Genomic DNA, 22,192 nt, shown 5'->3' with positions numbered 1-22,192 from the left:
GGGCCCACGGCAGCGGCGCCGTGGGCCCGGACCGTCCTCCCTCCCCGTAACCGCCTTACACGGAAAGCCCCTTATGACTGCCAACGGCACCCGAGTCCTCGTCCTCAACTCCGGCTCCTCGTCGGTGAAGTACCAGCTGCTCGACATGGCGGACGGCGCCCGGCTGGCCGTTGGCCTGGTGGAGCGGATCGGCGAGGAGACCTCGCGGCTGGTGCACACCCCGCTGGCCGGCGGCGGCGCCAAGCGCGAGCAGGAGGGGCCCATCGCCGACCATGACGCCGCCCTGCGGGCCGTCGCCGACGAGCTGGCCGCGGACGGGCTCGGCCTGGACTCCCCCGAGCTGGCCGCCATCGGCCACCGGGTGGTGCACGGCGGCAGCGAGTTCACCGAGCCCACCCTGGTCACCGATGAGGTGCTCGAGCACATCGAGCGGCTGATCCCCATCGCACCGCTGCACAACCCGGCCAATGTCACCGGCATCCGCACCGCCCGGGCGCTGCGCCCCGACCTGCCGCAGGTGGCCGTGTTCGACACCGCCTTCCACACCACCATGCCGGAGCCGGCCGCCCGCTACGCCATCGATGTGGCGACGGCCGACGCGCACCGGATCCGCCGCTATGGCTTCCATGGCACCTCGCACGCCTATGTCTCCCGCAAGACGGCCGAGCTGCTGGGCAAGGACCCCGCCGAGGCCAATGTGATCGTGCTGCACCTGGGCAACGGCGCCTCCGCCACGGCGGTGGCCGGCGGCCGCTGTGTGGACACCTCCATGGGCCTGACCCCGCTGGAGGGCCTGGTGATGGGCACCCGCTCCGGTGATATCGACCCGGCGGTGATCTTCCACCTGGCCCGTAACGCCGCGATGTCGGTGGACGAGATCGACTCGCTCCTCAACAAGAAGAGCGGTCTGATCGGACTGTGCGGCGACAACGACATGCGCGAGATCCGCCGGCGTATCGACGAGGGCGACCAGCAGGCCAAGCTCGCCTTCGACATCTATGTGCACCGGCTGAAGAAGTACATCGGCGCCTACTACGCGGTGCTCGGCCGGGTGGATGCGGTGGCCTTCACCGCCGGCGTGGGCGAGAACGCGGCGCCGGTGCGCGAGGCCGCGATCGCCGGTCTGGAGGAGCTGGGCCTGGCGGTGGACGCCGGCCTCAACGCCGAGCGCGGCGACTCGGCCCGGCTGATCTCGCCCGCGCACGCCCGGGTCGCCGTGGCCGTGGTGCCCACCGACGAGGAGCTGGAGATCGCCACCCAGGTGTACGCCCTGGTCAAGGCCTGATCCCCGCACTGTTCGCCGTACGTTCCGCCGTACGTTCCCACAGCTCGAATATTCCGCTCTGAAACAAACCGATAGGATCGCCCCATGCGCCGTTCCAAAATCGTCTGCACCCTGGGCCCCGCCGTCGACTCCTTCGAGAAGCTGAAGACGCTGATCGAGGCCGGCATGAATGTGGCCCGTTTCAACATGAGCCACGGGACTCACTCGGAGCACCAGGGCCGCTACGACCGGCTGCGCCAGGCGGCCGAGGCGACCGGCCGCGCGGTCGGCGTGCTGGCCGACCTCCAGGGCCCCAAGATCCGCCTGGAGACCTTTGCGGACGGTCCGGTGGAGCTGGTGCGCGGTGACGAGTTCACCATCACCGTCGAGGATGTGCCCGGCGACAAGACGATCTGCGGCACCACCTACAAGGGCCTGCCCGGCGATGTCGCCAAGGGCGACCAGATCCTGATCAACGACGGCAATGTCGAGCTGCGCGTCACCGAGGTCGACGGCCCGCGGGTCAAGACGATCGTCATCGAGGGCGGTGTCATCTCCGACCACAAGGGCATCAACCTGCCCGGTGCCGCGGTCAATGTCCCGGCGCTGTCCGAGAAGGACATCGAGGACCTGAAGTTCGCCCTGGCCATGGGCTGCGACATGGTGGCGCTCTCCTTCGTCCGCGACGCCAAGGACGTCCTGGATGTGCACCGCGTCATGGACGAGGTGGGCCGCCGCGTCCCGGTCATCGCCAAGGTCGAGAAGCCGCAGGCCGTGGAGAACATGGCGGAGGTCGTCATGGCCTTCGACGGTGTGATGGTGGCCCGTGGCGACCTGGCGGTGGAGTATCCGCTGGAGAAGGTCCCGATGGTGCAGAAGCGGCTCATCGAGATGTGCCGCCGCAACGCCAAGCCGGTGATCGTGGCGACCCAGATGATGGAGTCGATGATCACCAACTCCCGCCCCACGCGCGCCGAGGCGTCCGATGTCGCCAACGCCATCCTGGACGGCGCCGACGCGGTGATGCTCTCCGCGGAGTCCTCGGTGGGCGCGTACCCCATCGAGACCGTCAAGACCATGTCCCGCATCGTCGAGGCGGCCGAGCAGGAACTGCTCTCCAAGGGCCTGCAGCCCCTGGTCCCCGGCAAGAAGCCGCGCACCCAGGGCGGTTCGGTGGCCCGTGCCGCCTGCGAGATCGCCGACTTCCTCGGCGGCAAGGCGCTGGTGGCCTTCACCAAGTCCGGTGACACCGCCCGCCGTCTGTCCCGCTACCGCTCCGCGCAGCCGATCCTGGCCTTCACCACGGACCCGGCCACCTGCAACCAGCTCACCCTGAGCTGGGGCGTGGAGACCTTTGTGGTCCCCCATGTGAACAACACCGACGCCATGGTCGACCTGGTGGACGCCGAGCTGCTCAAGCTCATGCGCTACAACGAGGGCGACACCATGATCATCACCGCTGGCTCGCCGCCCGGTGTGCCCGGCACCACCAACATGGTGCGGGTGCACCACCTGGGCGAGAACAACTGACGTTCCGCGCGCCAACGGCCGTGGCCGCCGCTCCCATTGAGGGGGCGGCGGCCACGGCCGTTTCCGGCGGCTCCCGGCTCAGGCGGCTCAGAAGTGATAGGTGCCGTCGGTGATATAGACCTGCATATTGGGGATGTTGAGGTTTCCGCCGCTCTGCCCGGCCTGGCGGATCTTGACGTCGTCGTAGAAGACCGGGATCGGCAGCGTCAGACCGGGGATCAGCGGGGGCGGGCTGGACGGCGTGTAGTCCGACGGGATCAGGCCGAGGAGCTTGCCCTTGAACTCCTCGGTGTACATGGTGACGGTGCCGCCCTTGATGGTCGGGGTGCCGCCGCCGATGCCCGACTGGTGATAGACCTTGCCCCGGTCGTTGACCAGCGCGTGCAGGTTCTTGATGTCCAGCCCCGAGGCGGTGAACTTCAGCACCGACTTCTGCTGCCCGCCCACCGTGGTGATCTGCTTGACGCCCTGATACGTCAGGCCGTACAGGGTGAGCCTGCTGGACTCCAGGAACCAGGGGTTGTTGGCGAAGGCGAACTCGCCATTGGCCGCCTTGGCCTTGGAACTGGGGCACGGCGTGGGCGTCTTGGAGGCGTCCGGGGTGGGCGAGGGGGTGGACGAGGGCGTCGCCGAGGCCGAGGGCGACTCGGAAGCCGACGGGGACGCACTGGCCGAGGCGGAGGGCTCCGCGGTCGCGGCGGTCCTGCTCGCCTCCGGCTTGGCCGAGTGCCTGGGCGTGGCGGACGGACCGGCCGTGGGGCTCGGGTCGCCGGGCGAGTGCGTCGCCGGCTTGGACGGGGACGCGCTGGGCGTCGGCGTGGGTGTGGCCGTCGCCGACGGCGTCGGCGAGGGAGTGGCGGACGGGCTGTGCCCGGGCGCGGGCACCCGCTCGGCGTCGCCGGACCGGCTCGCGCTGGGCGTCGGGGTGGGCTTGTGGTCCTTGCCCTCGTCGCCCTCGTTCACCGTCGGGCTCGAACTGGGCTCCGCCGTAGGCGACTTGTCAGGAGTCGCGCTGGCACTCGCGCTGGCACTGGCACTGGCGCTGGCGCTGGGCGTCGCCTCCGGCGTCTTGTCCGGCGCGGTGGCGCACAGCGCGTCACCGAAGGGGTTGGGCGGATCGGTGGGCTTGGCCTGGGCCAGTGTGGGGGTGAGCCCCAGGCCCATCAGCACCGCGCCCGGCACCGCCGCCAGCGCCACCGCCTTCCCGGCGGGCATGTGCAGCTTGGCCAGCAGCGGTTTTCTGGGCGCGGCATGGCGCGGTCCGGTACCGGAACGGCCGTCCCGGTGCTCGTCTTCACTCGGCAACGTGGCTCCCGTTCGTCTCCTTGACCAGGGAGGGACCGGAGGTGGCCGGCGGCTCCTCGGGCGCCTCGTCCGCACCGCTCTCCGCCTCCTCGACCGGCTTGCCCGGAGCCCAGGAGACACCCAGCGCACCGCCGACCAGGGCCAGCAGGAAACCGATCACAAACGCGCCGAAGTTGGAGACGACCAGTGAGACCACGCCGAGCAGGATCGCCGCCACCCCGGCGAAGATCCGTGAGTGCGGCTGGAACCACATCGTCAGGCCCAGAACGATCAGCAGGACACCTATGATCAGCGAGCCCGCCCCCGCCGTGGTCGCCAGGCGGATCTGCAGATCGCCGAGCGCCACGGTCTGGTACGGGATGTACATGATCGGCGCGCCGGCCAGCAGGGTCCACAGACCGCCCCAGAACGGGCGCTGTCCGCGCCACTCCTTGAACGAACGGCGTGCGCGGCCGGATGAGCCTGACTGCCGGGGTTGCGTATCGGCGCTCATGTCGCAGGGCTCCTCAGGACTGGCGTATCGGTGGTGCGTATTGCTCAACTGGCGGTGAATCCCCGGGGATTCGATCCGGGCGCAGGGATACGGACCTACCCGTCGCCCCGCGCCCGTCCGGTCAGTCGTCCAGGGACGGCATCTTCGGCAGCTCCGAGTCCGCGAAGCACTCGTTCTTGCCGAAGTTGATGCCCATCTTCAGGCCCTTGAGGTTGAACGTTCCGGCCGAGGTGGCCCACGCCCGCTGCTTGGCGTTGGTGAAGGTCACCGACTCGGCCTGCTGGGCGAAGGAGCCGGGTACGTACTTGTCGCCCGGCGCCGGGCCGGGGCCCTTGCCGCCCTTGGCCTTGTCGGTGCTGTCGACCGAGACACCGATGTCGACCTTGTTGAACTCCGCGTCGGCCCTCAGCACATCGGCGTCGATGTAGAGGTTCTGTGCCTTGACCTTTTCGCCGTCGCCCGCCCTGAGCTTCATCGAGATGTCGCCGAGCGGGGTGGGGACGACCACCGACTGGCACAGGTGGCTGATCTCCGCGCGCTTGAGACCGACCACGGCCACCGGGTGCGCGCCCTTGGAGTTGGTGTCGAGGGCTCCGTACTGGACGAAGTCGTAGCCCTTCATCTCGCCGGCCGACACCTTGAACTGCTGGCCGGAAACGCTGAACGACGCGGCGAGCGCGCCCTGCGCTATGGCGACCACGACCGCACCCGACGCCGCAACACTCGGCACCATGACGACCGCGAACCGCTTCCATCTGGTCCCACCGCGTGCCTGGGACTTCATGACTTGCCTCCTTCTCGGACGTGCACCCCAGGTACGGGCCGATGAACCCCGCCTCGGGTGGGAGACGTGCTACGTCCTCGGGAGGAAGAGCGCCGCCGTGCGGCGATCACCCCCGAGCGACAACCACTTGGCCACGCCAATTCGCGCAACCGCCGGAACAGGCACCGCCATTGACGGCGATGACCCCCCTGCCCCAAGAACCGGCACAGGCCGCCGGCCCACTCGGTGGGGACCCAACTCCCATGCGCCGACTGGTTGCCGTGCCACGGTGATGGACCGAGATGCGCCGATCGTGGTCCATTCCAGGGCGCCGCACAAGAGGTTCATTACTAGCGGGTAACGCGGGGATATCCGCGGGAAGTCCGGGACGCAATGGACAGCCACCCTCGGTGACCGGAACTTTCGCCCGGCAAAGCGAAAAACCCGGGCATAAGCCCGGGTTTTTGTCACCGGCCGTCACGGCCGCCGCCTTATTAAGATTTGATAACCGACGCATGCCGCGCCCTGAGTGACTCAGGGGGCGTTCACCGTCCGGGCGGCGCCCCTAGAACAGCGCGCGGGACAGCGCCGTACGCGCCGCCATCACCCGGGGGTCTTCGGGGCCGACCACATCGAACAGCTCCAGCAGCCGCACCCGCGCCGCGTCCCGGTCCTCACCGGCCGTGCGCCGCACGGCGTCCAGCAGCCGCCCGAAGGCGTCCTCCACATGCCCGCCGGCCAGATCCAGGTCGGCCGCGTCGATCTGCGCCTTGACATCGCCGGGGGCGTCGGCCGCCGCCTTGCGCACCTGCTGCGGGTCCAACCCCTGGACGCGGCGCAGCAGTTCGGCCTGGGCGAGGCCGATCTTGGCCTCCACATTGGCTGGGTCGTCGGAGAGCACGTTCTTGTACGCCTGGACGGCACCGCCCAGGTCGCCCCGGTCCAGCGCCTCATGGGCCGCGCTCAGCGCCAGGTCGTGCGGGCCGGCCGGACGCGGCGCCGGCTCGGCCTCGTCCTCCATACCCGGCTCCACCGGCGCGCCCACAATGCCGAAGCGCTGCTCGGCGACCTCGATCAGCTGGTCCAGCACCTGACGGACCTGCGCCTCGGGCGCGGCACCCTGGAACAGCGGCAGGGCCTGGCCGGCCACCACCGCGAAGACCGCGGGAATGGACTGCACACCGAACTGCTGGAACAGCAGCTGGTTGGCCTCCACGTCCACCTTGGCCAGGACGAACCGGCCGGCGTATTCCTTGGCCAGCTTCTCCAGCAGGGGACCGAGCTGCTTACAGGGTTCGCACCAGTCGGCCCAGAAGTCGATGACGACGGGCACCTCGGCGGAGCGCTGGAGGACGTCCTGCTCAAAGCCGGCCTCGTCCACATCGAGCACCACCCGGCCCGCCCCGGCGGCCGGTGTGCCGCCCCGGCGTGCCGCTTCGGCCCGCGTCTGCTCCGCCTTCTGCTTGGCCTCCCCGGCCGCCTTCACCGCGGCGAGGTCGACGACTCCACTCATGGACATGTTCCGTGGCTGCATGAGTCCATCCTCCCCCCTCCGCCCGGTGAATCGGAAAGTACGCCGTCGCCGTTCGCTCGTAGCGGTGCTCGCTTGTGTATCGCGCCGGGTCCCCACCCGGCACCGTGGTTGTCGCTCGCTTCTTACGCTACGACCCGTAGCGTAACTGCATCCCCCACTCCCCCGGCAAGGCCCCCTGCCCTTCCCACCCCTCCCCCGCGAGTGATCTCCCTCACTCCCCCGCCTTCCCCCTACTCGGGAGTAAGGTCGCTGCCCATGAACCGTCCCCAAGGCCGCACCGGCCGCCCGCGCAGCGCCGAGGCCGACCGGGCGATCCTCGACGCCACGCGCACGGTCCTGGTCGAACTGGGCTGGGGCAAGCTCACCCTGGGCGAGGTCGCCGCCCGCGCCGGCGTCGCCAAGACCACCCTCTACCGCCGCTGGGCCGGCAAGAACGAACTCGTGGTGGACGCGGTCGCCGATCTCTTCGACGAGCACCTGGAGCTCCCGGACCGGGGCAGCCTGCAGGCCGACATCGAGGGCGTGGTCCGCCAGTTCGCCGCCCTGCTGGACCGGCCGGAGACCAAGACCGCGCTGATGGCCGTGGTCGCCGAGTCCACCCGGGACGAGGCCCTGCGGGAACGCATCCGCTCCGCGATCGTGGACCGCCAGAAGGACCTGGTCCTGCTGGGCCGCGAACGCGCCCAGCGGCGGGGCGAGTTGCCCCACGAGCCCGACCCTGCCCTGGCCGCCCGCACGGCGGACCTCATCTTCGATGTGATCGCGGGCGCGGTCGTCCACCGGACGCTGGTCAGCGCGGAGCCGGTGGACGCGGAGTGGGCGCGGGAGTTTACGGCGTTGCTGGTGGGAGGGTTGGGCGCGGTGGGGGGTTCGGCGGGGTGAGGACCCTCGCGATCACGGTTGTTCGGCCACCCCGGCGATGAACTCCGCCCAGGCGGCGGGCGGTATGGCGAGGCGGGGGCCCCCGTTGTGCTTCGAGTCCCGGATATGGACGACGCACGCCGTGGTGGCGACCTCAACGCAGTCGCTACCGTCGCCCTGGGAGTAGCTGGACTTGAACCAACCACCTATGTCGCTGTTCATAGTCTCTCCGCCAACTCGGCGATGAACTCGGCCGATTCGTCAGCATTGAGGGCCGCTGCACGGATCACACCGAGTCGTTTGGTCAGAAGATTGATCTTCTCAGGCTCTGTGTAGAGCAGGCCAGCATTCTGGCCTTCCTCCCAAGCGCAGTGGTCGAATTCAGCGGTCTCGAGCAAGACGAACGGGCCGTTGAGCCCCGGAGTCGCTCCACGTTCGGCAGGCAGCACCTGCACATCGACATTGCGTTGGTGTCCCACCACGAGCAGATGACGGAGCTGCTCCTTCATGACCGCCGGGCCGCCGACCATGGCGTGAAAAGCCGCCTCATAGATCACGAAGGTGAACATGACGGATGCCTTCTTCAGCAGCTCCTGCCGCGCCAGCCGACCCGCCAGCCGCTCGGCGAGCGCCTCGTCATCCGCCGGAGGAAGGTGGTTGTCCATCAGCACGCGAGCGTAGTCCTCGGTCTGGAGCAAACCCGGGATGAGCAGCGCCTGGTACGCGTGAACGGCGATCGCGTCGGCCTCGGCCACGACGAAATCCTGTACACGATGGGCAAACCGCTCGGGCTGCAGATACTCCCGCGCCGCGATCAGCTTCCCCCGCGCACCGCACATTTCGTCGGCGACTTCCAGGAACCGCTGAGTCGGGCGCCGCCGACCGGTCTCCATCGACTTGATGTACTCGTAGTCGTACCCGGCTTCGTTGGCCAATTGCTCCCGGCTGACGCCTGCATCCGTGCGCCAAAGCTTCACCTGGTTTCCGCACAAACGCCAGGCCATCGGCGGCTGAGACGCCTCAGCAGTCATCGCACCCCACCCTCTCCATACACTCCGTCCGTACCGCCGGAGGCTACGGCGGGCAAGCGGTGTGCGAGCCGAGTTCGAAAGAGGTTCCCACCGGAGGGTGATTCACGACCGCCCGGTCTGCCAGCGGCTCCAGGCGGGGATACCCTCGCGCGCCGCGAACCAGGCCGAGGGCACATCGCCCGTGCCGGTGCGGGCGGCGGCGACGCCTCCCGCGATCGCGCAGGTGGTGTCGCGGTCACCCCACCCCGCAACGGTCTGCCACAACGCCTCGGGCAGGTCGTCCAGATGCCCGGCGGCGGACCACAGGGCGAATGGAACCGTGTCCGGGGCCGAGATCAGGGAGCCCGAGCCGAGCACGGACGCCGCATGGCGGACCGAGGTGTGCTCGGGGAACCGCGCGGCCGTCAGGAGACCCGAGCGCACATCACTGTGCGGCACATGGCCGGCGACCTCCCGCAGGAACTCGGCGCGCGGCAAGGCGTCCTCGCCCGTGGCGGCGAGCGCCGCGGCGACCGCGACCGCCACCGCGCCGGCCACCGCCTCGGGGTGGGCGTGCGTGGTCAGCGCGGATAGCCGGGCCTGCGCCACGGCGGCCGACAGATCGTCCCGGAACCACGCCCCCAGCGGGGCGACCCGCATCGCCGCGCCATTGCCGTAGGAACCCTGTCCGCCGAACTGGGCCGTGGTCACGGCCCGCCAATCACCGCCCTCGCCGATGGCGCGCAGCACACCGTGCATCGAGGGCCCGTACTTGCGCCCCGGGTCCCGGGCGTACTCGGCGGCGAACTCCTTGGCCAGAGCGCCCGGTCGGACCTCACCGTGGGTCGCCAGGTGGGCGAATAGGACGCAGGCCATGGCGGAGTCATCCGTCCACAGCCACGGCGCCGGACGCAACTCCCGTGCGGCCCACAGCGCTTCGTGGTCCTCGTCGGAGCGGATGAACCAGCCGTCACCGAAGGTATCGCCCAGCACAAGGCCGTCCAGGCTGGCGTGGGCGTGCTGTGGGCCGGTCATCGCAAAACTCCTCCAGACGTACGGGCGGTCACGGCATTCTCGTCGTGACCCGCCCGTACGCGCGAGTGGATTCAGCCGCGCTTGACCACCGCGGTGGCCCGGACCGGCTCGGTACGCGAGTCACCCGCGAAGACCGCCGTGAAGGTGGTGTTCTTGGTGACCTTGTAGCTGACGACCAGCTTGCCGTCGCGGTCCACCTTGGCCGCGCGCACCAACTTCTTGGCGCCGCCGGCCGGTTGGGCGTAGACCGAGACCGTACGCTCCTGGGCCGTCTTGCCCAGCTTGGCCGTCAGAGTGACGTTCTTCCCGGCAGGGACCGCCTTGGCGCCCGCGGTCAGGGCGAGCGTGGTCTTGTTGCGCGGCACATCGACCGTGACCGAGTCGCTCGCCGGGGCGTGCGTCCTGTCGCCCGCGAACCGCAGGGTGTAGGTGACCTTGCCGCCGACGCGCGGGACGTCCGCCAGGTCGAAGCCGCGGTCGAGCAGCCCCGGCCGCACCGTGCGTACGCCCAGCGACTTGCCCTTGGGCGAGGCCGCGTCGGTACGGATCAGCTCCACCCGTACCTCCTCGGACCAGCCGTTGAAGGAGGTGCCGATCGAGCCGCGCAGCGCGAGCTTCCTGTCGAGCGACGCCTTGCCGGAAACGCCCAGCCGCAGCTGGGTGTTCTGCCGGGCGGGGCCGTCGATGGTGCGCAGCACAAGGTCGTTGTCGAAGGAGCCGGTGGTCAGGACGAACAGCTTGCTGCCGTCCGGCGCCCAGGCCAGCCCGCGCGGCTGCACCCAGTCGCCGTCACCCACGCTGTACTTGCGGACCGGCTCGCGGTCGCCCGGGCGGAAGACCTGGGCGCCGTGCGCGCTTCCCACGGCCAGGGCGCCGTCGGGCGCGAAGGCCACGGAGCGCAGTTCCTCCTTGCCGGCCAGCTTCCGGGTCGTCCCGGAGGGGGTGAGGTCCGAGGCCCGTAGGGCGGTCAGACCGTCGTCGCCGTCCGTGGCGGCGATCTCCTTGCCGTCCGGGGACAGGGCGTTGAACAGCCGGCCGCCGGTGGTCTCCTTGCGGTGGGCGCGCTGCCTGGCCGCGCCGGAGGACACGTCGTAGACCGCCCGCTCGCGCCGCTCGTAGTCATCGCCCTGGGCGACCAGCAGGCCCCGGTCGGCGGCGGGCGCGGTGGTCAGCCTCGGGGCGTGGTCCCAGGCCACCCCGTCCGCCTGGTCGAGGGAGACCTTGGGCCAGGGGCCGGTGGGTGCCATGGAGCCGAGGTTGCCCTGGACATGCGCCTCATAGCTGAACCAGAGCTTGCCGCCGGTGAAGGCCAGGTACTTCGGGGACACCCCGGTGTCGTGGCGGTCCTTCTCCTGAAGGGTGGCCGTGTCGATCAGGGAGATCGAGTCGACCTCCGTCAACGCGACATAGAGCGTGCCCGAATCCGGGCTGAGCGCCAGGCCGTTGGCGCTGGTCTCACTGGTGATCCGCTTCAGCAGCCGGCCGTTGTAGTCGGTGACGACCACCGAACTGGTCTTGGGGTCGCTGATGAAGACCTGGTGGTGGACCCCGTCCACCACCATCTCCCCCTGCGGGAGGTCACCGGTGATCGGCAGCTTGCTCCTGCCGTCCGCATGGGCGGCCGGGGTGGAGATTGCCAGCAGCAGGGCGACGCCGGCTGCGGCGAGTGTGGAGTTGAAACGACGGACACGCACGGTGTCGAAGCCCCCAGTGGTGCTGAGGCCGCCTACGGCGGCCGGAATGATCTACACCGGAGGCTACGACACGAACATGACTGAGGCTTTACCCGCCCCTGACTCGACAGTTACCCCGCGCGACGGACTGGATGTACATCAGGTACATTGGTTGCATGAGCGAGCCGGTAGTTGAATCCATGGCCGAAGTCCGCAGCCATCTCGCGGATGTCATCGATCGCGCCCGACGGAACGCCACCCCGACCGTCATCACTCGGCGCGGCAAGGAAGAAGCCGTCCTCATCGACATCGACGAGTATCGGCACCTTCGGCGGATCGCCGAGGCGAACGAGGACGCCTGGCTCAACCGGCTGGCCGACGAAGCACTCGCCGAGGGCACCGCAGGCTCGGTTTCCCTCGAAGGGATGGCCGCTCTGCTCCGCACCCAGGGCAGCTGACGCGTGGGCTACATCACGCAGTTCACCCCTCGCGCACAGCGCGACATGCAGAAGATTCCCCGCCCCGACGCATTGCGCATCCTCTATCGCTTCACCGAGTTCCAGACGGCCCTGAGCGAGGGCGACACCTCGGCATTCGACATCAAGGCCCTGCAAGGACACGAGAGCCGGTGGCGACTCCGCGTCGGTGATTACCGCGCTGTCTACACGATCGAGGACGGTCAACTGATCGTGTGGGTGCTGACGGTAGCCAACCGGCGCGAGGTCTACCGCCACCTGTGAGGCACCGTCCGCTCAGAACCCCGCCGGCTCCGTATACGTCCCCCACTCCTCCCGCAGCACCCCGCAGATCTCGCCGAGGGTGGCCTCCGCGCGCACCGCGTCCAGCATCGGCTCGATCATGTTGGAGCCGTCCCGGGCGGCGGAGAGCATGGCGTCCAGGGCGGCGGAGACGGCGGAATCGTCGCGAGCCGTCTTACGAGCGGCCAGCACGCGCACCTGCTCGCGCTCCACCTCATGGCTGACGCGCAGGATCTCCAGGTCGCCGGTCACCGAACCCTCATGGCAGTTGACGCCGACCACCCGCTTGTCGCCCTTCTCCAGGGCCTGCTGGTAGCGGAAGGCGCTCTCGGCGATCTCGCCGGTGAACCAGCCGTCCTCGATGCCGCGCAGGATGCCGGAGGTGATGGGGCCGATGGGGTGCTGGCCATCGGGGTGGGCGCGCAGGCCGCGTTCCTTGATCTGGTCGAAGATCTTCTCGGCGTCGGCCTCGATGCGGTCGGTGAGCTGCTCCACGTACCAGGAACCGCCCAGCGGATCGGCGACATTGGCGACGCCGGTCTCCTCCATCAGGACCTGCTGGGTGCGCAGGGCGATCTCGGCGGCCTGCGCACTGGGCAGGGCGAGGGTCTCGTCCAGAGCGTTGGTGTGCAGGGAGTTGGTGCCGCCGAGGACGGCGGCCAGGGCCTCCACGGCCGTGCGGACCACATTGTTGTACGGCTGCTGGGCGGTGAGCGAGACACCGGCGGTCTGGGTGTGGAAGCGCAGCCACTGCGCCTTGTCCGTCTTCGCGCCATAGACCTCCTTCATCCAGCGGGCCCAGATCCGGCGCGCGGCACGGAACTTGGCGATCTCCTCGAAGAAGTCCACATGGGCGTCGAAGAAGAAGGACAGGCCGGGGGCGAAGACATCCACGTCCAGGCCCCGGGAGAGGCCGAGTTCGACATAGCCGAAGCCGTCGGCGAGGGTGTAGGCCAGCTCCTGGGCGGCGGTCGCGCCCGCCTCGCGGATGTGGTAGCCGGAGACCGAAAGCGGCTTGTAGGCCGGGATGTTGGACGCACAGTGCGCCATCAGGTCGCCGATCAGGCGCAGATGGGGTTCGGGCTGGAACAGCCACTCCTTCTGGGCGATGTACTCCTTGAAGATGTCCGTCTGGAGCGTCCCATTGAGGACGCCCGGGTCGACGCCCTGACGCTCGGCGGCGACCAGGTACATACAGAAGACGGGGACGGCGGGGCCGCTGATGGTCATGGAGGTGGTGACCTCGCCGAGCGGGATGTCCTTGAAGAGGACCTCCATGTCGGCGGCGGAGTCGATGGCCACACCGCAGTGACCGACCTCGCCCAGCGAGCGCGGGTCGTCCGAGTCGCGGCCCATCAGGGTCGGCATGTCGAAGGCGACGCTCAGCCCGCCGCCGCCGTTGCCCAGGATCATCTTGTAGCGCTCATTGGTCTGCGCGGCGTTGCCGAAGCCGGCGAACTGGCGGATGGTCCAGGTGCGGCCCCGGTAGCCGGTGGCGTGCAGGCCCCGGGTGAAGGGGTACTCGCCGGGCCAGCCGATGCGCTCGAAGCCCTCGTAGGTGTCGCCGGGGCGGGGGCCGTAGACCGGCTCGACCGGGTCGCCGGAGAGGGTGGTGAAGTCGGCGTCGCGCTTGCGGGCCGCGTCGTAGCGGGCCTGCCAGCGGCTGCGCCCCGACTCGATGGCTGCTGCGTCCATGTGGTGCCGACCACCTCTCCGCGCTCCGTCGCGCTCCATGCCATTTACTAGGACGTCCTAGTAAATGGTCGCGCAACAGCGCCCCGAGCACAAGGGGCGTCGGGGCGCGGTGCGGCTCGCTACGCCTTGGCGGCGGCGGGCTCGGCGTCCAGGAGCTTGGGCTCCAGCTCGCGGGTGACATTGCGCTCGACCACAAACGCGGCCGTGGGGATCGTGCCGGCGAGCAGGATCCAGGCGAGCTTGCCGAAGCTCCACTTGGCCTTGGAGCCCATGTCGAAGGCGGCAACCAGATAGGCGACGTACAGCCAACCGTGGGCGATGGCGATGATCTGGACGGGACCCGCGACGCCGTCCATGTTCAGCACATACTTGGCGATGACGCCGAGGGTGAGAAGGATCAGCAGGACGCCGGTGACATAGGCCAGCACGCGATAGCGGGTCAGCACGCTCTTTTTCATGGATACGAGCGTAACGGCCCGAAATGGATCAGCCCCGTGAGGGCGGGGGCACGCCTGGGCGCGGCCTGACCGCGCCCCTCAGTCCGCGTCCTCGAAATCCCCCGCCGCCACCCGCAGCGGCCGCAGCACCTCGAAGATCTCCGCGCACTGGGCGGCGTCATACGACCCCAGCCCGAAGTCCATCGCCATCAGGTCACGGGTGGCCGCGTCCACCACCTCCCGGCCCTTGTCCGTGATGGAGGCCAGGGTGCCGCGCCCGTCCTTGGGGTTGGGGCGCTTGTCCACCAGGCCCGCCTTGACCAGGCGGTCCACCGTGTTGGTGACCGAGGTGGGGTGGACCATCAGCCGCTCGCCGATCTTGGACATCGGCAGTTCGCCGGCCTTGGAGAAGGTGAGCAGCACCAGCGCCTCATACCGGGCGAAGGTCAGCCCGTACGGCTTGACCACCGCGTCGACCTGGCCGAGCAGGATCTGCTGGGCCCGCATGATCGAGGTGATCGCGCCCATGGAGGGCACCGCCCCCCAGCGCTGCTTCCACAGCTCATCGGCACGGGCGATGGGATCGAAGGGGAGGCTGAGGGGCTTCGGCACGGGGACGAGCGTACCGGGCGGCCACCTGCCGGGGCCGGTCGTCTCGTACTAAGAGACGGACGGAGACGGGCCAGGAGCGGGCTAGGGGACGGTCTCGCCCTTGGCCTCGCGGACCAGCCGCACGGCCGCCTTCAGGCTCAGACCGGGCTCGGCCTGGCGCACCGCGCGGACGGCGGGCACCTCCTGGGTGTGCGGGTCGATCCCGGCGGCGGCCAGGATGCCGCGCGCCCACTTGGCCCGTACCTCGCGCTCCGGCCGGGCGGCCAGCGCGGCGATCAGGCCGGCGGCACGCTCCAGGCCGGGACGGTCCTCCGCGCTCGCCTCGGCCAGCGCCTGCTGCACGGCATCGGCGATGGCCTGGGAGTCACGCAGGACGATCACCTCGGGCGCCTTCTCGGCCTTCTTCGCCGCGCCGCCGAACAGCTCGAACATATGGAGTCCCCCTCGGATCGGATCACAAGGGGCCGAGCGTACCGGGGTTCTCGGTTCCTCCCTCCCGGGCCCGCGTCCTCTGTACGGTTCTGTCCATGGGTGAAACGCTTCCCACCACCGATCGCGGCCGGCCTGCCGCTGCACTGAACAGCCCGGAGGAACCGGCAGACCTCGAGGACGCTCTGGCCCTGGCGCGGTACCGAGCGGAAAAGGCCGCCGGCACGCTGACTCTGATCCCGCACGACGAGGTTCGCGCTCGGCTCGGCCTGGAGCGTGCGTGAGCCCGCCACGGCCACCGTGAAACGTGTACCCCGCACCAGGTGTACGGAGCACACACGCTGTGGGACGGCCTCAGCCCTCCGCGAGGTGCCGCTCCACCGTCTCCACCTTGGACGTCAGGCCATCGGTGACCCCCCGCCGGATGTCCGCCTTCAGCACCAGGGAGACCCGGCCGCAGCGCGCCTCCACGGCGGCCACGGCGCGCTTGATGACGTCCATGACCTCGTCCCAGTCGCCTTCGATGGAGGTGAACATCGCGTCGGTGCGGTTGGGCAGGCCGGAGGCGCGGACCACCCGGACCGCTTCGGCGACATATTCGCCGACGTCCTCGCCGACGCCGATGGGGGTGACGGAGAACGCGGCGATCATGCGCTGACCACGCCTTCCTTGCGGGCGCGGGCGGCGATCACGCTGGCCTCGGCCTCCCGGCGCAGCATCCGGTCGGCGAAGAAGCCGCCGGTGGGCAGGACGGAGAGGAAGAGGTAGAGGGCGGCGGTCTTCAGCGGCCACTTGGTGCGGTTCCAGGCGTCGGCGAGGAAGACCACATAGAGGATGAACGAGATGCCGTGCACCCAGCCCATGACCGGCACCGCGTTGAACGAGGTCGTGTTCTTCAGCACGATGCACACGATCAGCAGGAGCCAGGAGACGGCCTCCGGGGAGGAGACCAGTCGGAGCCGGCGCAGGGCGGTGGCGGTCTTGAGGTCCACGGAAGCACCTTCGGGTTGGGGGCGGTGGCCGGGCGGTCACTGCTTGTGACCGCATTCACAAGTTCCCCGCCATTGTGACAGCCAGGGCGTCCGGCGCCGGACCGGGGTCGGTTCTCAGGGCCTTGCCAGGGTCCGGACCAGGGGCCGGTCCGGGGCGGAGGGCCTGTCGGAACGGCCCGGCGGGCGGCTAGCGTCAGGGCGTGGCACAGTTTCGGCTCCAGGGAAGCAAGGTCCTCGCCGTCGATATGGCGGGCGACGCGGTCAAGGCCAAGAACGGCTCCATGGTCGCGTTCGAGGGGGAGATGACGTTCAAGAAGATGACGGGCGGCGGCGACGGCCTGCGCGGCATGGTCACCCGCCGGCTGACCGGCGAGCAGATGGCGGTGATGGAGGTGAAGGGGACGGGCACCTGCTACTTCGCCGACCGGGCGCACGAGATCAACCTGGTCTCGCTGCAGGGCGAGACGCTCTATGTGGAGGCGAGCAATCTGCTGTGCACGGACGCCTCGCTGCGCACCGGCACCACCTTCACCGGGCTGCGCGGCGCCGCGCAGGGCAATGGGCTGTTCACCACCACCGTGGAGGGCACCGGGCAGGCGGCCATCCTCTCGGACGGCACGGCCATCGTGCTGCGGGTGACGCCCCAGACGCCGCTCCAGGTGGATCCGGGGGCCTACATAGCCCATACCGGGCGGCTGAAGCAGCACTTCCAGTCGGGGGTGAACTTCCGGACGTTCATCGGCGAGGGCTCGGGCGAGGCGTTCCAGATCCGCTTCGAGGGCGACGGCCTGGTGTATGTGCAGCCCAGCGAGCGGGAGACCTTCGGGGGTGACATCTGATGGCGTTCCGGGCGGTGAACTCGCGGATCGTCCAGGCCGAAGTGCTGCCGGGGCAGCGGCTGTTCAGCCAGCGGGGGGCGATGCTGGCCTACCAGGGCGAGGTGTCCTTCACCCCGAGCATCACCGGGGGCCAGGGCGGGGTGCTGGGGATGATCGGGCGCCGGATAGCCAATGAGGCCACTCCGCTGATGGCGGTGGAGGGCCATGGCACGGTGATGTTCGGGCACGGCGGCCACCATGTGCAGGTGATCGAGCTGTCCGGCGAGACGCTCTATGTGGAGTCGGACCGGCTGCTGGCCTTCGATGGCTCACTGCGGCAGGGCACCATGTTCATGGGGTCCCAGGGGGGTGTGATGGGGGTGGTGCGCGGCCAGGCGACCGGGCAGGGCCTGTTCACCACGACCCTCAACGGCCATGGCGCGGCGGCGGTGTTGGCGCACGGCGGCTTTGTCGAGCTGCCGATCACTCCGCAGCGGCCGGTGCATGTCGATCCACAGGCATATGTGGCGCACCGGGGCGAGGTGCGCAACCGGCTGTCGGCGGCGCTGGGTTGGCGGGAGCTGGTCGGGCGGGGGTCGGGCGAGGCGTTCCGGCTGGAGCTGTCGGGCAACGGCACGGTGTATGTGCAGGCGTCGGAGGAGAAGCTGTGAACGGTCCGGTGGTCTATGACGCGCACACCCTGCCGGTCAATGACAACGTCAACCCCTATGCGTTCAGCGTGGATCTGGACGGCCGGTGGTTTCTGCAGAAGGGGAAGATGATCGCCTACTTCGGGCAGATCTCCTTCCATGGCATCGGGCACGGCCCGCTGGACCGGCTGGTGGAGAGCAGTTTCCACAGCCCGCTGCATGCCTCGGACTGGGTGGTGGCCGAGGGGCGGGGCCGGATGCTGCTGGCGGACCGGGCGTTCGACGTCAACTCCTATGACCTGGAGGACGGCAACCTGACCGTGCGCTCGGGCAATCTGCTGGCCTTCGAGCCCTCGCTGGCACTCAAGCAGTCGATCGTGCCGGGCTTCCTCACGCTGATCGGGACGGGGAAGTTCGTGGCCGCCTCCAACGGTCCGGTGGTGTTTGTGGAACCACCGATCCGGGTGGATCCCCAGGCGCTGGTGGGATGGGCCGACTGCCCTTCGCCCTGCCATCACTACGACCACCGCTATCTGCGGGGAGTGCTGGGCGGGGTGCGGATGTTCACCGGGCTGGGCGGCACCTCGGGCGAGGAGCACCAGTTTGAGTTCACCGGGACGGGGACGGTTCTGGTGCAGTCCAGTGAGCAGCTGATGGAGGAACGGTCGGTGGGGGCGCCGCCGGACGAGGAGGGCGTACCGGGAGCAAGTCCGGCAAATCATTCATCCGCTCCCCGGCTGCCCGGGCAGCTTGGGGATCTCCAGCGCCGTTTCGGGCTGTGAGCGGTACCCTCCGGAGTGTGATGTCGAACGCCTGACCTCTCACTTCGGCCCCTACGGCACCGACGACCAGTTAAAATTTCAACTTATTTAGGTAGATTCCATTCATGGACACCGAGAACGGCACTCGCTGGCTCAGCGACGAGGAACAGCGGACCTGGCGGACCCATCTGGACGTCAGCCGGCTGCTGATGCACCGGCTCGAACGGGATCTCCAGCCGTTCGGCCTGACCAACAACGACTACGAGATCCTGGTCAATCTCTCCGAATCCCAGGACCACCGGCTGCGGATGAGCGATCTGGCCACCGCCACCCTGCAGTCCAAGAGCCGGCTCTCCCACCAGATCACCCGCATGGAGAACGCCGGCCTGGTCCGCCGGGAGAACTGCGAGTCGGACCGGCGGGGGCTGTTCGCGGTGCTGACGGACCAGGGGTGGGAGACCATGCGGAAGGTCGCCCCGCACCATGTCGCCTCGGTGCGGGAGCACTTCATCGACCTGCTGTCGGAGGAGGAGCTCAAGGCGCTTTATGAGTCGCTGGCTCCGGTCGCGAAGCACTTGCGCTCCGCCAGGGGTAAGGGGTAACTGGGCTCTGCCTTTTGGGGGTTCGGTTTCGGCTGCGGGCCGTGGGGGCTGCTCGCGCCCACGCGGCGGAGCCGCATGATGCGACCGTCCCGCGCCCCTGGGGGTGCCCTCAACCCCCGTTGGTCAGGCCCTCGATGAGTTCGTCGGCGGCGGCGTAGGGGTCCAGTTCGCCGGCGGCCACCCGCTCCGCCAGCGCGCCCAGCCGGCGGTCGCCGTGCAGGTCGCCGATGCGGGCCCGGAGCGCGGTCACCGCGATGGTCTCCACCTCGCGGGCGGCCCGGGTCCGGCGGCGCTGCGCGAGCACCCCGTGCTCCTCCATCCACGCCCGGTGCTTCTCCAGCGCCTCGACCACCTCGTCGATGCCCTCGGCGCGGGCGGCCACCGTCTTGACGATGGGCGGCCGCCAGTCGCCCGGCTTACGGGCCTCGCCCAGGCCCAGCATGTGGTTCAGCTCCCGGGCGGTGGCGTCCGCCCCGTCCCGGTCCGCCTTGTTGACCACATAGACATCGCCGATCTCCAGGATTCCGGCCTTGGCCGCCTGGATGCCGTCGCCCATCCCCGGGGCCAGCAGCACCACCGAGGTGTCGGCCTCGGAGGCGATCTCCACCTCGGACTGGCCGACGCCCACCGTCTCCACCAGGACCACCTCGCAGCCGGCCGCGTCCAGCACCCGGATCGCCTGCGGGGCGGCCCAGGCCAGCCCGCCGAGATGGCCGCGGGTGGCCATGGAGCGGATATAGACGCCGGGGTCGGAGGCGTGCTCGGACATCCGCACCCGGTCACCGAGCAGCGCACCGCCCGAGAAGGGCGAGGAGGGGTCCACGGCCAGCACCCCCACCCGCTTGCCCATCCGCCGGTAGGCGGTCACCAGCGCCGAGGTGGAAGTGGACTTGCCCACTCCGGGCGAACCGGTCAGGCCCACCACATAGGCGTTGCCGGACAGCGGCGCCAGGGCCGCCATCACCTCGCGCAACTGCGGGGACGCCCCCTCCACCAGCGAGATCAGCCGGGCCACGGCCCGTGGCCGGCCGGCCCTGGCCTGCTCGACCAGTGCGGGGACGTCCGTCATATCCGCTCCGTTCCGTATCCCGTTCCGTATCGCGGGGCCAGGCTTACTTGCCGGGGACCCGGAGGATCAGCGCGTCGCCCTGGCCGCCGCCACCGCACAGCGCCGCCGCACCCACGCCGCCGCCGCGCCGCTTGAGCTCCAGCGCCAGGTGCAGCACCAGCCGGGCACCCGACATGCCGATGGGGTGACCCAACGCGATGGCCCCACCGTTGACGTTCACCTTTTCCAGGGAAACGCCCAGATCCTTCATTGACTGGACCACTACGGCCGCAAACGCCTCATTGATCTCGATCAGGTCGAGATCGTCAACACCCAGGCCCTCCTTGGCCAGTGCGTGCCTGATGGCGTTGGAGGGCTGCGACTGAAGGGAGTTGTCGGGCCCGGCCACATTGCCGTGCGCACCGATCTCGGCGATCCATTCCAGGCCCAGCTCCTCGGCCTTGGCCTTGCTCATCACCACCACCGCGGCGGCACCGTCGGAGATCTGCGAGGCGGTGCCGGCCGTGATGGTGCCGTCCTTGGCGAAGGCGGGGCGCAGCTTGCCGAGGGACTCCGCGGTGGTCTCGGCCCGAATGCCCTCGTCCCGGCTGAAGATGACCGGCTCGCCCTTGCGCTGCGGAATCTCCACGGGGGTGATCTCCGCCTCGAAGAGGCCGTTCTTCTGGGCGGCGGCGGCCCGCTGGTGGGAGACCGCGCCCACCTCGTCCTGCTCGGCCCGGCGGATGCCCAGCCGGGTGTTGTGCTTCTCGGTGGACTCCCCCATGGCGATGCCCTCGAAGGGGTCGGTCAGCCCGTCGTAGGCCATGGCGTCCAGCATCTGCACGGCGCCGTACTTGTAGCCCTCGCGCGACTTGGGCAGCAGGTGCGGGGCGTTGGTCATCGACTCCTGGCCGCCGGCCACCACGATGTCGAACTCCCCGGCACGGATGAGCTGGTCGGCCAGCGCGATGGCGTCCAGGCCGGACAGGCAGACCTTGTTGACGGTCAGCGCGGGAACGTTCATCGGGATGCCGGCCTTGACCGCCGCCTGGCGGGCCGGGATCTGGCCGGCGCCGGCCTGCAGCACCTGACCCATGATCACGTACTGGACCTGGTCGCCTCCTATGCCCGCCCGGTCGAGCGCGGCCTTGATGGCCGCCCCGCCCAGGTCGGCCGCGGAGAACGAACGCAGCGAGCCGAGCAGCCGGCCCATGGGCGTCCGTGCGCCCGCGACGATCACGGAAGTGGTACCGGTCGAACCGTTCGTACCAGACATGAACACGGCTCCTTCGGGCGGATGTCGAGCGGTGAGGTGGTTTCGTCAATGTACTGAGCAGTACGGCCCCGGTCACCGGCCCCGCGGTGTGATCGCGCGCACGTTGCGTAACCAAGCGCACGGCGGTGCACTGGTTCCATGCTGACGCGCATCGACCACATCGGGATCGCCTGCTTCGACCTCGACAAGACCGTCGAGTTCTACCGTGCCACTTATGGCTTCGAGGTGTTCCACACCGAGGTCAATGAGGAACAGGGCGTACGCGAGGCCATGTTGAAGATCAACGAGACCTCGGACGGCGGCGCCTCCTACCTCCAGCTCCTGGAGCCCGTCCGGGAGGACTCCACGGTCGCCAAGTGGCTTGCCAAGAACGGCGAAGGGGTGCACCACATCGCCTTCGGCACCGCCGACGTGGACGGCGACGCGCAGGCCGCCCGGGACAAGGGCGTGCGGGTCCTCTACGACGAGCCGCGTACCGGCTCCATGGGCTCGCGCATCACCTTCCTGCACCCCAAGGACTGCCATGGGGTGCTGACCGAACTCGTCACCTCGGCGCCCCGCCGCGCCGAGGACCACTGACCCACACCTTCCCCGGCCGGTAGAGTGCAGGTTCGGCCGGGGCGCGGGTGGGGCCCGGCCCAGGCTG

General features: G+C 69.5%; 27 protein-coding genes. 11 read left to right on the top strand and 16 right to left on the bottom strand.

Going from position 1 to position 22,192, the window contains the following annotated elements; translation table 11 throughout:
- The first annotated feature begins 73 nt into the window (after positions 1 to 73).
- The gene (locus ACIHFE_RS06865; protein WP_400104746.1) at positions 74 to 1,285 is read left to right on the top strand and encodes an acetate kinase; all 1,212 of its coding nucleotides are present in this window, start codon (positions 74 to 76) and stop codon (positions 1,283 to 1,285) included.
- 84 nt (positions 1,286 to 1,369) lie between these two features.
- Positions 1,370 to 2,794 carry a pyruvate kinase gene (pyk, locus tag ACIHFE_RS06860; protein ID WP_400104745.1) on the top strand — a complete coding sequence of 475 codons (1,425 nt, stop codon included), beginning with the start codon at positions 1,370 to 1,372 and terminating at the stop codon, positions 2,792 to 2,794.
- An 87-nt stretch (positions 2,795 to 2,881) separates the two neighbouring features.
- On the opposite strand, the gene ACIHFE_RS06855 is transcribed toward pyk, so the two are convergent.
- The 4 genes from ACIHFE_RS06855 to ACIHFE_RS06840 form a co-directional block, all read right to left on the bottom strand.
- Entirely contained in the window at positions 2,882 to 4,099 is a 1,218-nt protein-coding gene (locus ACIHFE_RS06855) for a hydrogenase expression protein HypF (protein ID WP_400104744.1), read from the bottom strand.
- Positions 4,089 to 4,592 carry a DUF6114 domain-containing protein gene (locus tag ACIHFE_RS06850; RefSeq protein WP_400104743.1) on the bottom strand — a complete coding sequence of 168 codons (504 nt, stop codon included), beginning with the start codon at positions 4,590 to 4,592 and terminating at the stop codon, positions 4,089 to 4,091. The genes ACIHFE_RS06855 and ACIHFE_RS06850 overlap by 11 nt, the downstream gene beginning before the upstream one ends.
- A gap of 121 nt (positions 4,593 to 4,713) precedes the next feature.
- Positions 4,714 to 5,376 (bottom strand): DUF6230 family protein, encoded by a 663-nt coding sequence (locus ACIHFE_RS06845; protein ID WP_400104742.1) that lies wholly within the window; start codon positions 5,374 to 5,376, stop codon positions 4,714 to 4,716.
- 544 nt (positions 5,377 to 5,920) lie between these two features.
- Entirely contained in the window at positions 5,921 to 6,889 is a 969-nt protein-coding gene (locus ACIHFE_RS06840) for a tetratricopeptide repeat protein (RefSeq protein ID WP_400104741.1), read from the bottom strand.
- A 255-nt stretch (positions 6,890 to 7,144) separates the two neighbouring features.
- On the opposite strand from ACIHFE_RS06840, the gene ACIHFE_RS06835 reads away from it, so the two are divergent.
- A complete protein-coding gene (locus ACIHFE_RS06835) occupies positions 7,145 to 7,771 on the top strand; it encodes a TetR/AcrR family transcriptional regulator (protein WP_400104740.1) in 627 nt (208 codons plus the stop codon).
- 12 nt (positions 7,772 to 7,783) lie between these two features.
- On the opposite strand, the gene ACIHFE_RS06830 is transcribed toward ACIHFE_RS06835, so the two are convergent.
- The 4 genes from ACIHFE_RS06830 to ACIHFE_RS06815 form a co-directional block, all read right to left on the bottom strand.
- Positions 7,784 to 7,972, bottom strand: coding sequence for a DUF397 domain-containing protein (locus ACIHFE_RS06830; RefSeq protein WP_400104739.1), 189 nt, complete (start codon positions 7,970 to 7,972; stop codon positions 7,784 to 7,786).
- A complete protein-coding gene (locus ACIHFE_RS06825) occupies positions 7,969 to 8,781 on the bottom strand; it encodes a helix-turn-helix domain-containing protein (protein ID WP_400104738.1) in 813 nt (270 codons plus the stop codon). The genes ACIHFE_RS06830 and ACIHFE_RS06825 overlap by 4 nt, the downstream gene beginning before the upstream one ends.
- Before the next feature lie 102 nt (positions 8,782 to 8,883).
- On the bottom strand, positions 8,884 to 9,795 hold the full coding sequence (locus ACIHFE_RS06820) for an ADP-ribosylglycohydrolase family protein (protein WP_400104737.1): 912 nt from the start codon (positions 9,793 to 9,795) through the stop codon (positions 8,884 to 8,886).
- A gap of 71 nt (positions 9,796 to 9,866) precedes the next feature.
- Positions 9,867 to 11,489 (bottom strand): hypothetical protein, encoded by a 1,623-nt coding sequence (locus ACIHFE_RS06815; RefSeq protein ID WP_400104736.1) that lies wholly within the window; start codon positions 11,487 to 11,489, stop codon positions 9,867 to 9,869.
- A 155-nt stretch (positions 11,490 to 11,644) separates the two neighbouring features.
- Here ACIHFE_RS06815 and ACIHFE_RS06810 point away from each other — a divergent pair, with 155 nt between their 5' ends.
- Both ACIHFE_RS06810 and ACIHFE_RS06805 read left to right on the top strand, forming a co-directional pair.
- Positions 11,645 to 11,926 carry a type II toxin-antitoxin system Phd/YefM family antitoxin gene (locus tag ACIHFE_RS06810; RefSeq protein WP_400104735.1) on the top strand — a complete coding sequence of 94 codons (282 nt, stop codon included), beginning with the start codon at positions 11,645 to 11,647 and terminating at the stop codon, positions 11,924 to 11,926.
- A 3-nt stretch (positions 11,927 to 11,929) separates the two neighbouring features.
- Positions 11,930 to 12,208 carry a type II toxin-antitoxin system RelE/ParE family toxin gene (locus ACIHFE_RS06805; protein WP_400104734.1) on the top strand — a complete coding sequence of 93 codons (279 nt, stop codon included), beginning with the start codon at positions 11,930 to 11,932 and terminating at the stop codon, positions 12,206 to 12,208.
- Positions 12,209 to 12,220: 12 nt separating this feature from the next.
- Here the strand turns inward: ACIHFE_RS06805 and ACIHFE_RS06800 are convergent, their stop codons facing one another.
- The 4 genes from ACIHFE_RS06800 to ACIHFE_RS06785 form a co-directional block, all read right to left on the bottom strand.
- Complete coding sequence (locus ACIHFE_RS06800; protein ID WP_400104733.1) at positions 12,221 to 13,921, bottom strand: methylmalonyl-CoA mutase; 1,701 nt, start codon at positions 13,919 to 13,921, stop codon at positions 12,221 to 12,223.
- A 119-nt stretch (positions 13,922 to 14,040) separates the two neighbouring features.
- Positions 14,041 to 14,379: a DUF3817 domain-containing protein gene (locus ACIHFE_RS06795; RefSeq protein ID WP_400104732.1), complete on the bottom strand. Its 339-nt coding sequence runs from the start codon at positions 14,377 to 14,379 to the stop codon at positions 14,041 to 14,043.
- Positions 14,380 to 14,457: 78 nt separating this feature from the next.
- Positions 14,458 to 14,970, bottom strand: a complete 513-nt coding sequence (locus ACIHFE_RS06790; protein WP_400104731.1) for a MarR family winged helix-turn-helix transcriptional regulator — start codon at positions 14,968 to 14,970, stop codon at positions 14,458 to 14,460.
- A gap of 81 nt (positions 14,971 to 15,051) precedes the next feature.
- On the bottom strand, positions 15,052 to 15,402 hold the full coding sequence (locus ACIHFE_RS06785; protein ID WP_400104730.1) for a hypothetical protein: 351 nt from the start codon (positions 15,400 to 15,402) through the stop codon (positions 15,052 to 15,054).
- 95 nt (positions 15,403 to 15,497) lie between these two features.
- Between ACIHFE_RS06785 and ACIHFE_RS06780 the strand changes: the two genes are divergently transcribed.
- Positions 15,498 to 15,683 carry a type II toxin-antitoxin system prevent-host-death family antitoxin gene (locus tag ACIHFE_RS06780; RefSeq protein ID WP_400104729.1) on the top strand — a complete coding sequence of 62 codons (186 nt, stop codon included), beginning with the start codon at positions 15,498 to 15,500 and terminating at the stop codon, positions 15,681 to 15,683.
- A 70-nt stretch (positions 15,684 to 15,753) separates the two neighbouring features.
- Here ACIHFE_RS06780 and ACIHFE_RS06775 read toward each other — a convergent pair whose 3' ends face one another.
- On the bottom strand, positions 15,754 to 16,050 hold the full coding sequence (locus ACIHFE_RS06775; RefSeq protein ID WP_400104728.1) for an MTH1187 family thiamine-binding protein: 297 nt from the start codon (positions 16,048 to 16,050) through the stop codon (positions 15,754 to 15,756).
- Positions 16,047 to 16,391: a DUF3817 domain-containing protein gene (locus ACIHFE_RS06770; protein WP_400104727.1), complete on the bottom strand. Its 345-nt coding sequence runs from the start codon at positions 16,389 to 16,391 to the stop codon at positions 16,047 to 16,049. Before ACIHFE_RS06770 ends, ACIHFE_RS06775 begins: the two co-directional genes overlap by 4 nt.
- Before the next feature lie 200 nt (positions 16,392 to 16,591).
- Here ACIHFE_RS06770 and ACIHFE_RS06765 point away from each other — a divergent pair, with 200 nt between their 5' ends.
- The 4 genes from ACIHFE_RS06765 (at position 16,592) to ACIHFE_RS06750 (ending at position 19,222) form a co-directional block, all read left to right on the top strand.
- Positions 16,592 to 17,230: an AIM24 family protein gene (locus ACIHFE_RS06765; RefSeq protein WP_400104726.1), complete on the top strand. Its 639-nt coding sequence runs from the start codon at positions 16,592 to 16,594 to the stop codon at positions 17,228 to 17,230.
- On the top strand, positions 17,230 to 17,880 hold the full coding sequence (locus tag ACIHFE_RS06760; RefSeq protein WP_400104725.1) for an AIM24 family protein: 651 nt from the start codon (positions 17,230 to 17,232) through the stop codon (positions 17,878 to 17,880). The genes ACIHFE_RS06765 and ACIHFE_RS06760 overlap by 1 nt, the downstream gene beginning before the upstream one ends.
- Positions 17,877 to 18,641, top strand: coding sequence for an AIM24 family protein (locus ACIHFE_RS06755; protein WP_400104724.1), 765 nt, complete (start codon positions 17,877 to 17,879; stop codon positions 18,639 to 18,641). Before ACIHFE_RS06760 ends, ACIHFE_RS06755 begins: the two co-directional genes overlap by 4 nt.
- A gap of 104 nt (positions 18,642 to 18,745) precedes the next feature.
- Complete coding sequence (locus tag ACIHFE_RS06750) at positions 18,746 to 19,222, top strand: MarR family winged helix-turn-helix transcriptional regulator (RefSeq protein ID WP_400104723.1); 477 nt, start codon at positions 18,746 to 18,748, stop codon at positions 19,220 to 19,222.
- A gap of 109 nt (positions 19,223 to 19,331) precedes the next feature.
- Here ACIHFE_RS06750 and meaB read toward each other — a convergent pair whose 3' ends face one another.
- Together meaB and ACIHFE_RS06740 are read right to left on the bottom strand one after the other, a co-directional pair.
- The gene (meaB, locus tag ACIHFE_RS06745; RefSeq protein WP_400104722.1) at positions 19,332 to 20,291 is read right to left on the bottom strand and encodes a methylmalonyl Co-A mutase-associated GTPase MeaB; all 960 of its coding nucleotides are present in this window, start codon (positions 20,289 to 20,291) and stop codon (positions 19,332 to 19,334) included.
- 43 nt (positions 20,292 to 20,334) lie between these two features.
- Complete coding sequence (locus ACIHFE_RS06740) at positions 20,335 to 21,546, bottom strand: acetyl-CoA C-acetyltransferase (RefSeq protein ID WP_400104721.1); 1,212 nt, start codon at positions 21,544 to 21,546, stop codon at positions 20,335 to 20,337.
- 138 nt (positions 21,547 to 21,684) lie between these two features.
- Between ACIHFE_RS06740 and mce the strand changes: the two genes are divergently transcribed.
- Complete coding sequence (gene mce / locus ACIHFE_RS06735; protein ID WP_400104720.1) at positions 21,685 to 22,125, top strand: methylmalonyl-CoA epimerase; 441 nt, start codon at positions 21,685 to 21,687, stop codon at positions 22,123 to 22,125.
- The last annotated feature ends 67 nt before the right edge of the window (positions 22,126 to 22,192 follow it).

The sequence above is a fragment of the Streptomyces sp. NPDC052396 genome (assembly GCF_044593195.1).
Lineage (GTDB): Bacteria > Actinomycetota > Actinomycetes > Streptomycetales > Streptomycetaceae > Streptomyces.
This window is presented reverse-complemented; position numbering and strand designations above follow the sequence as displayed.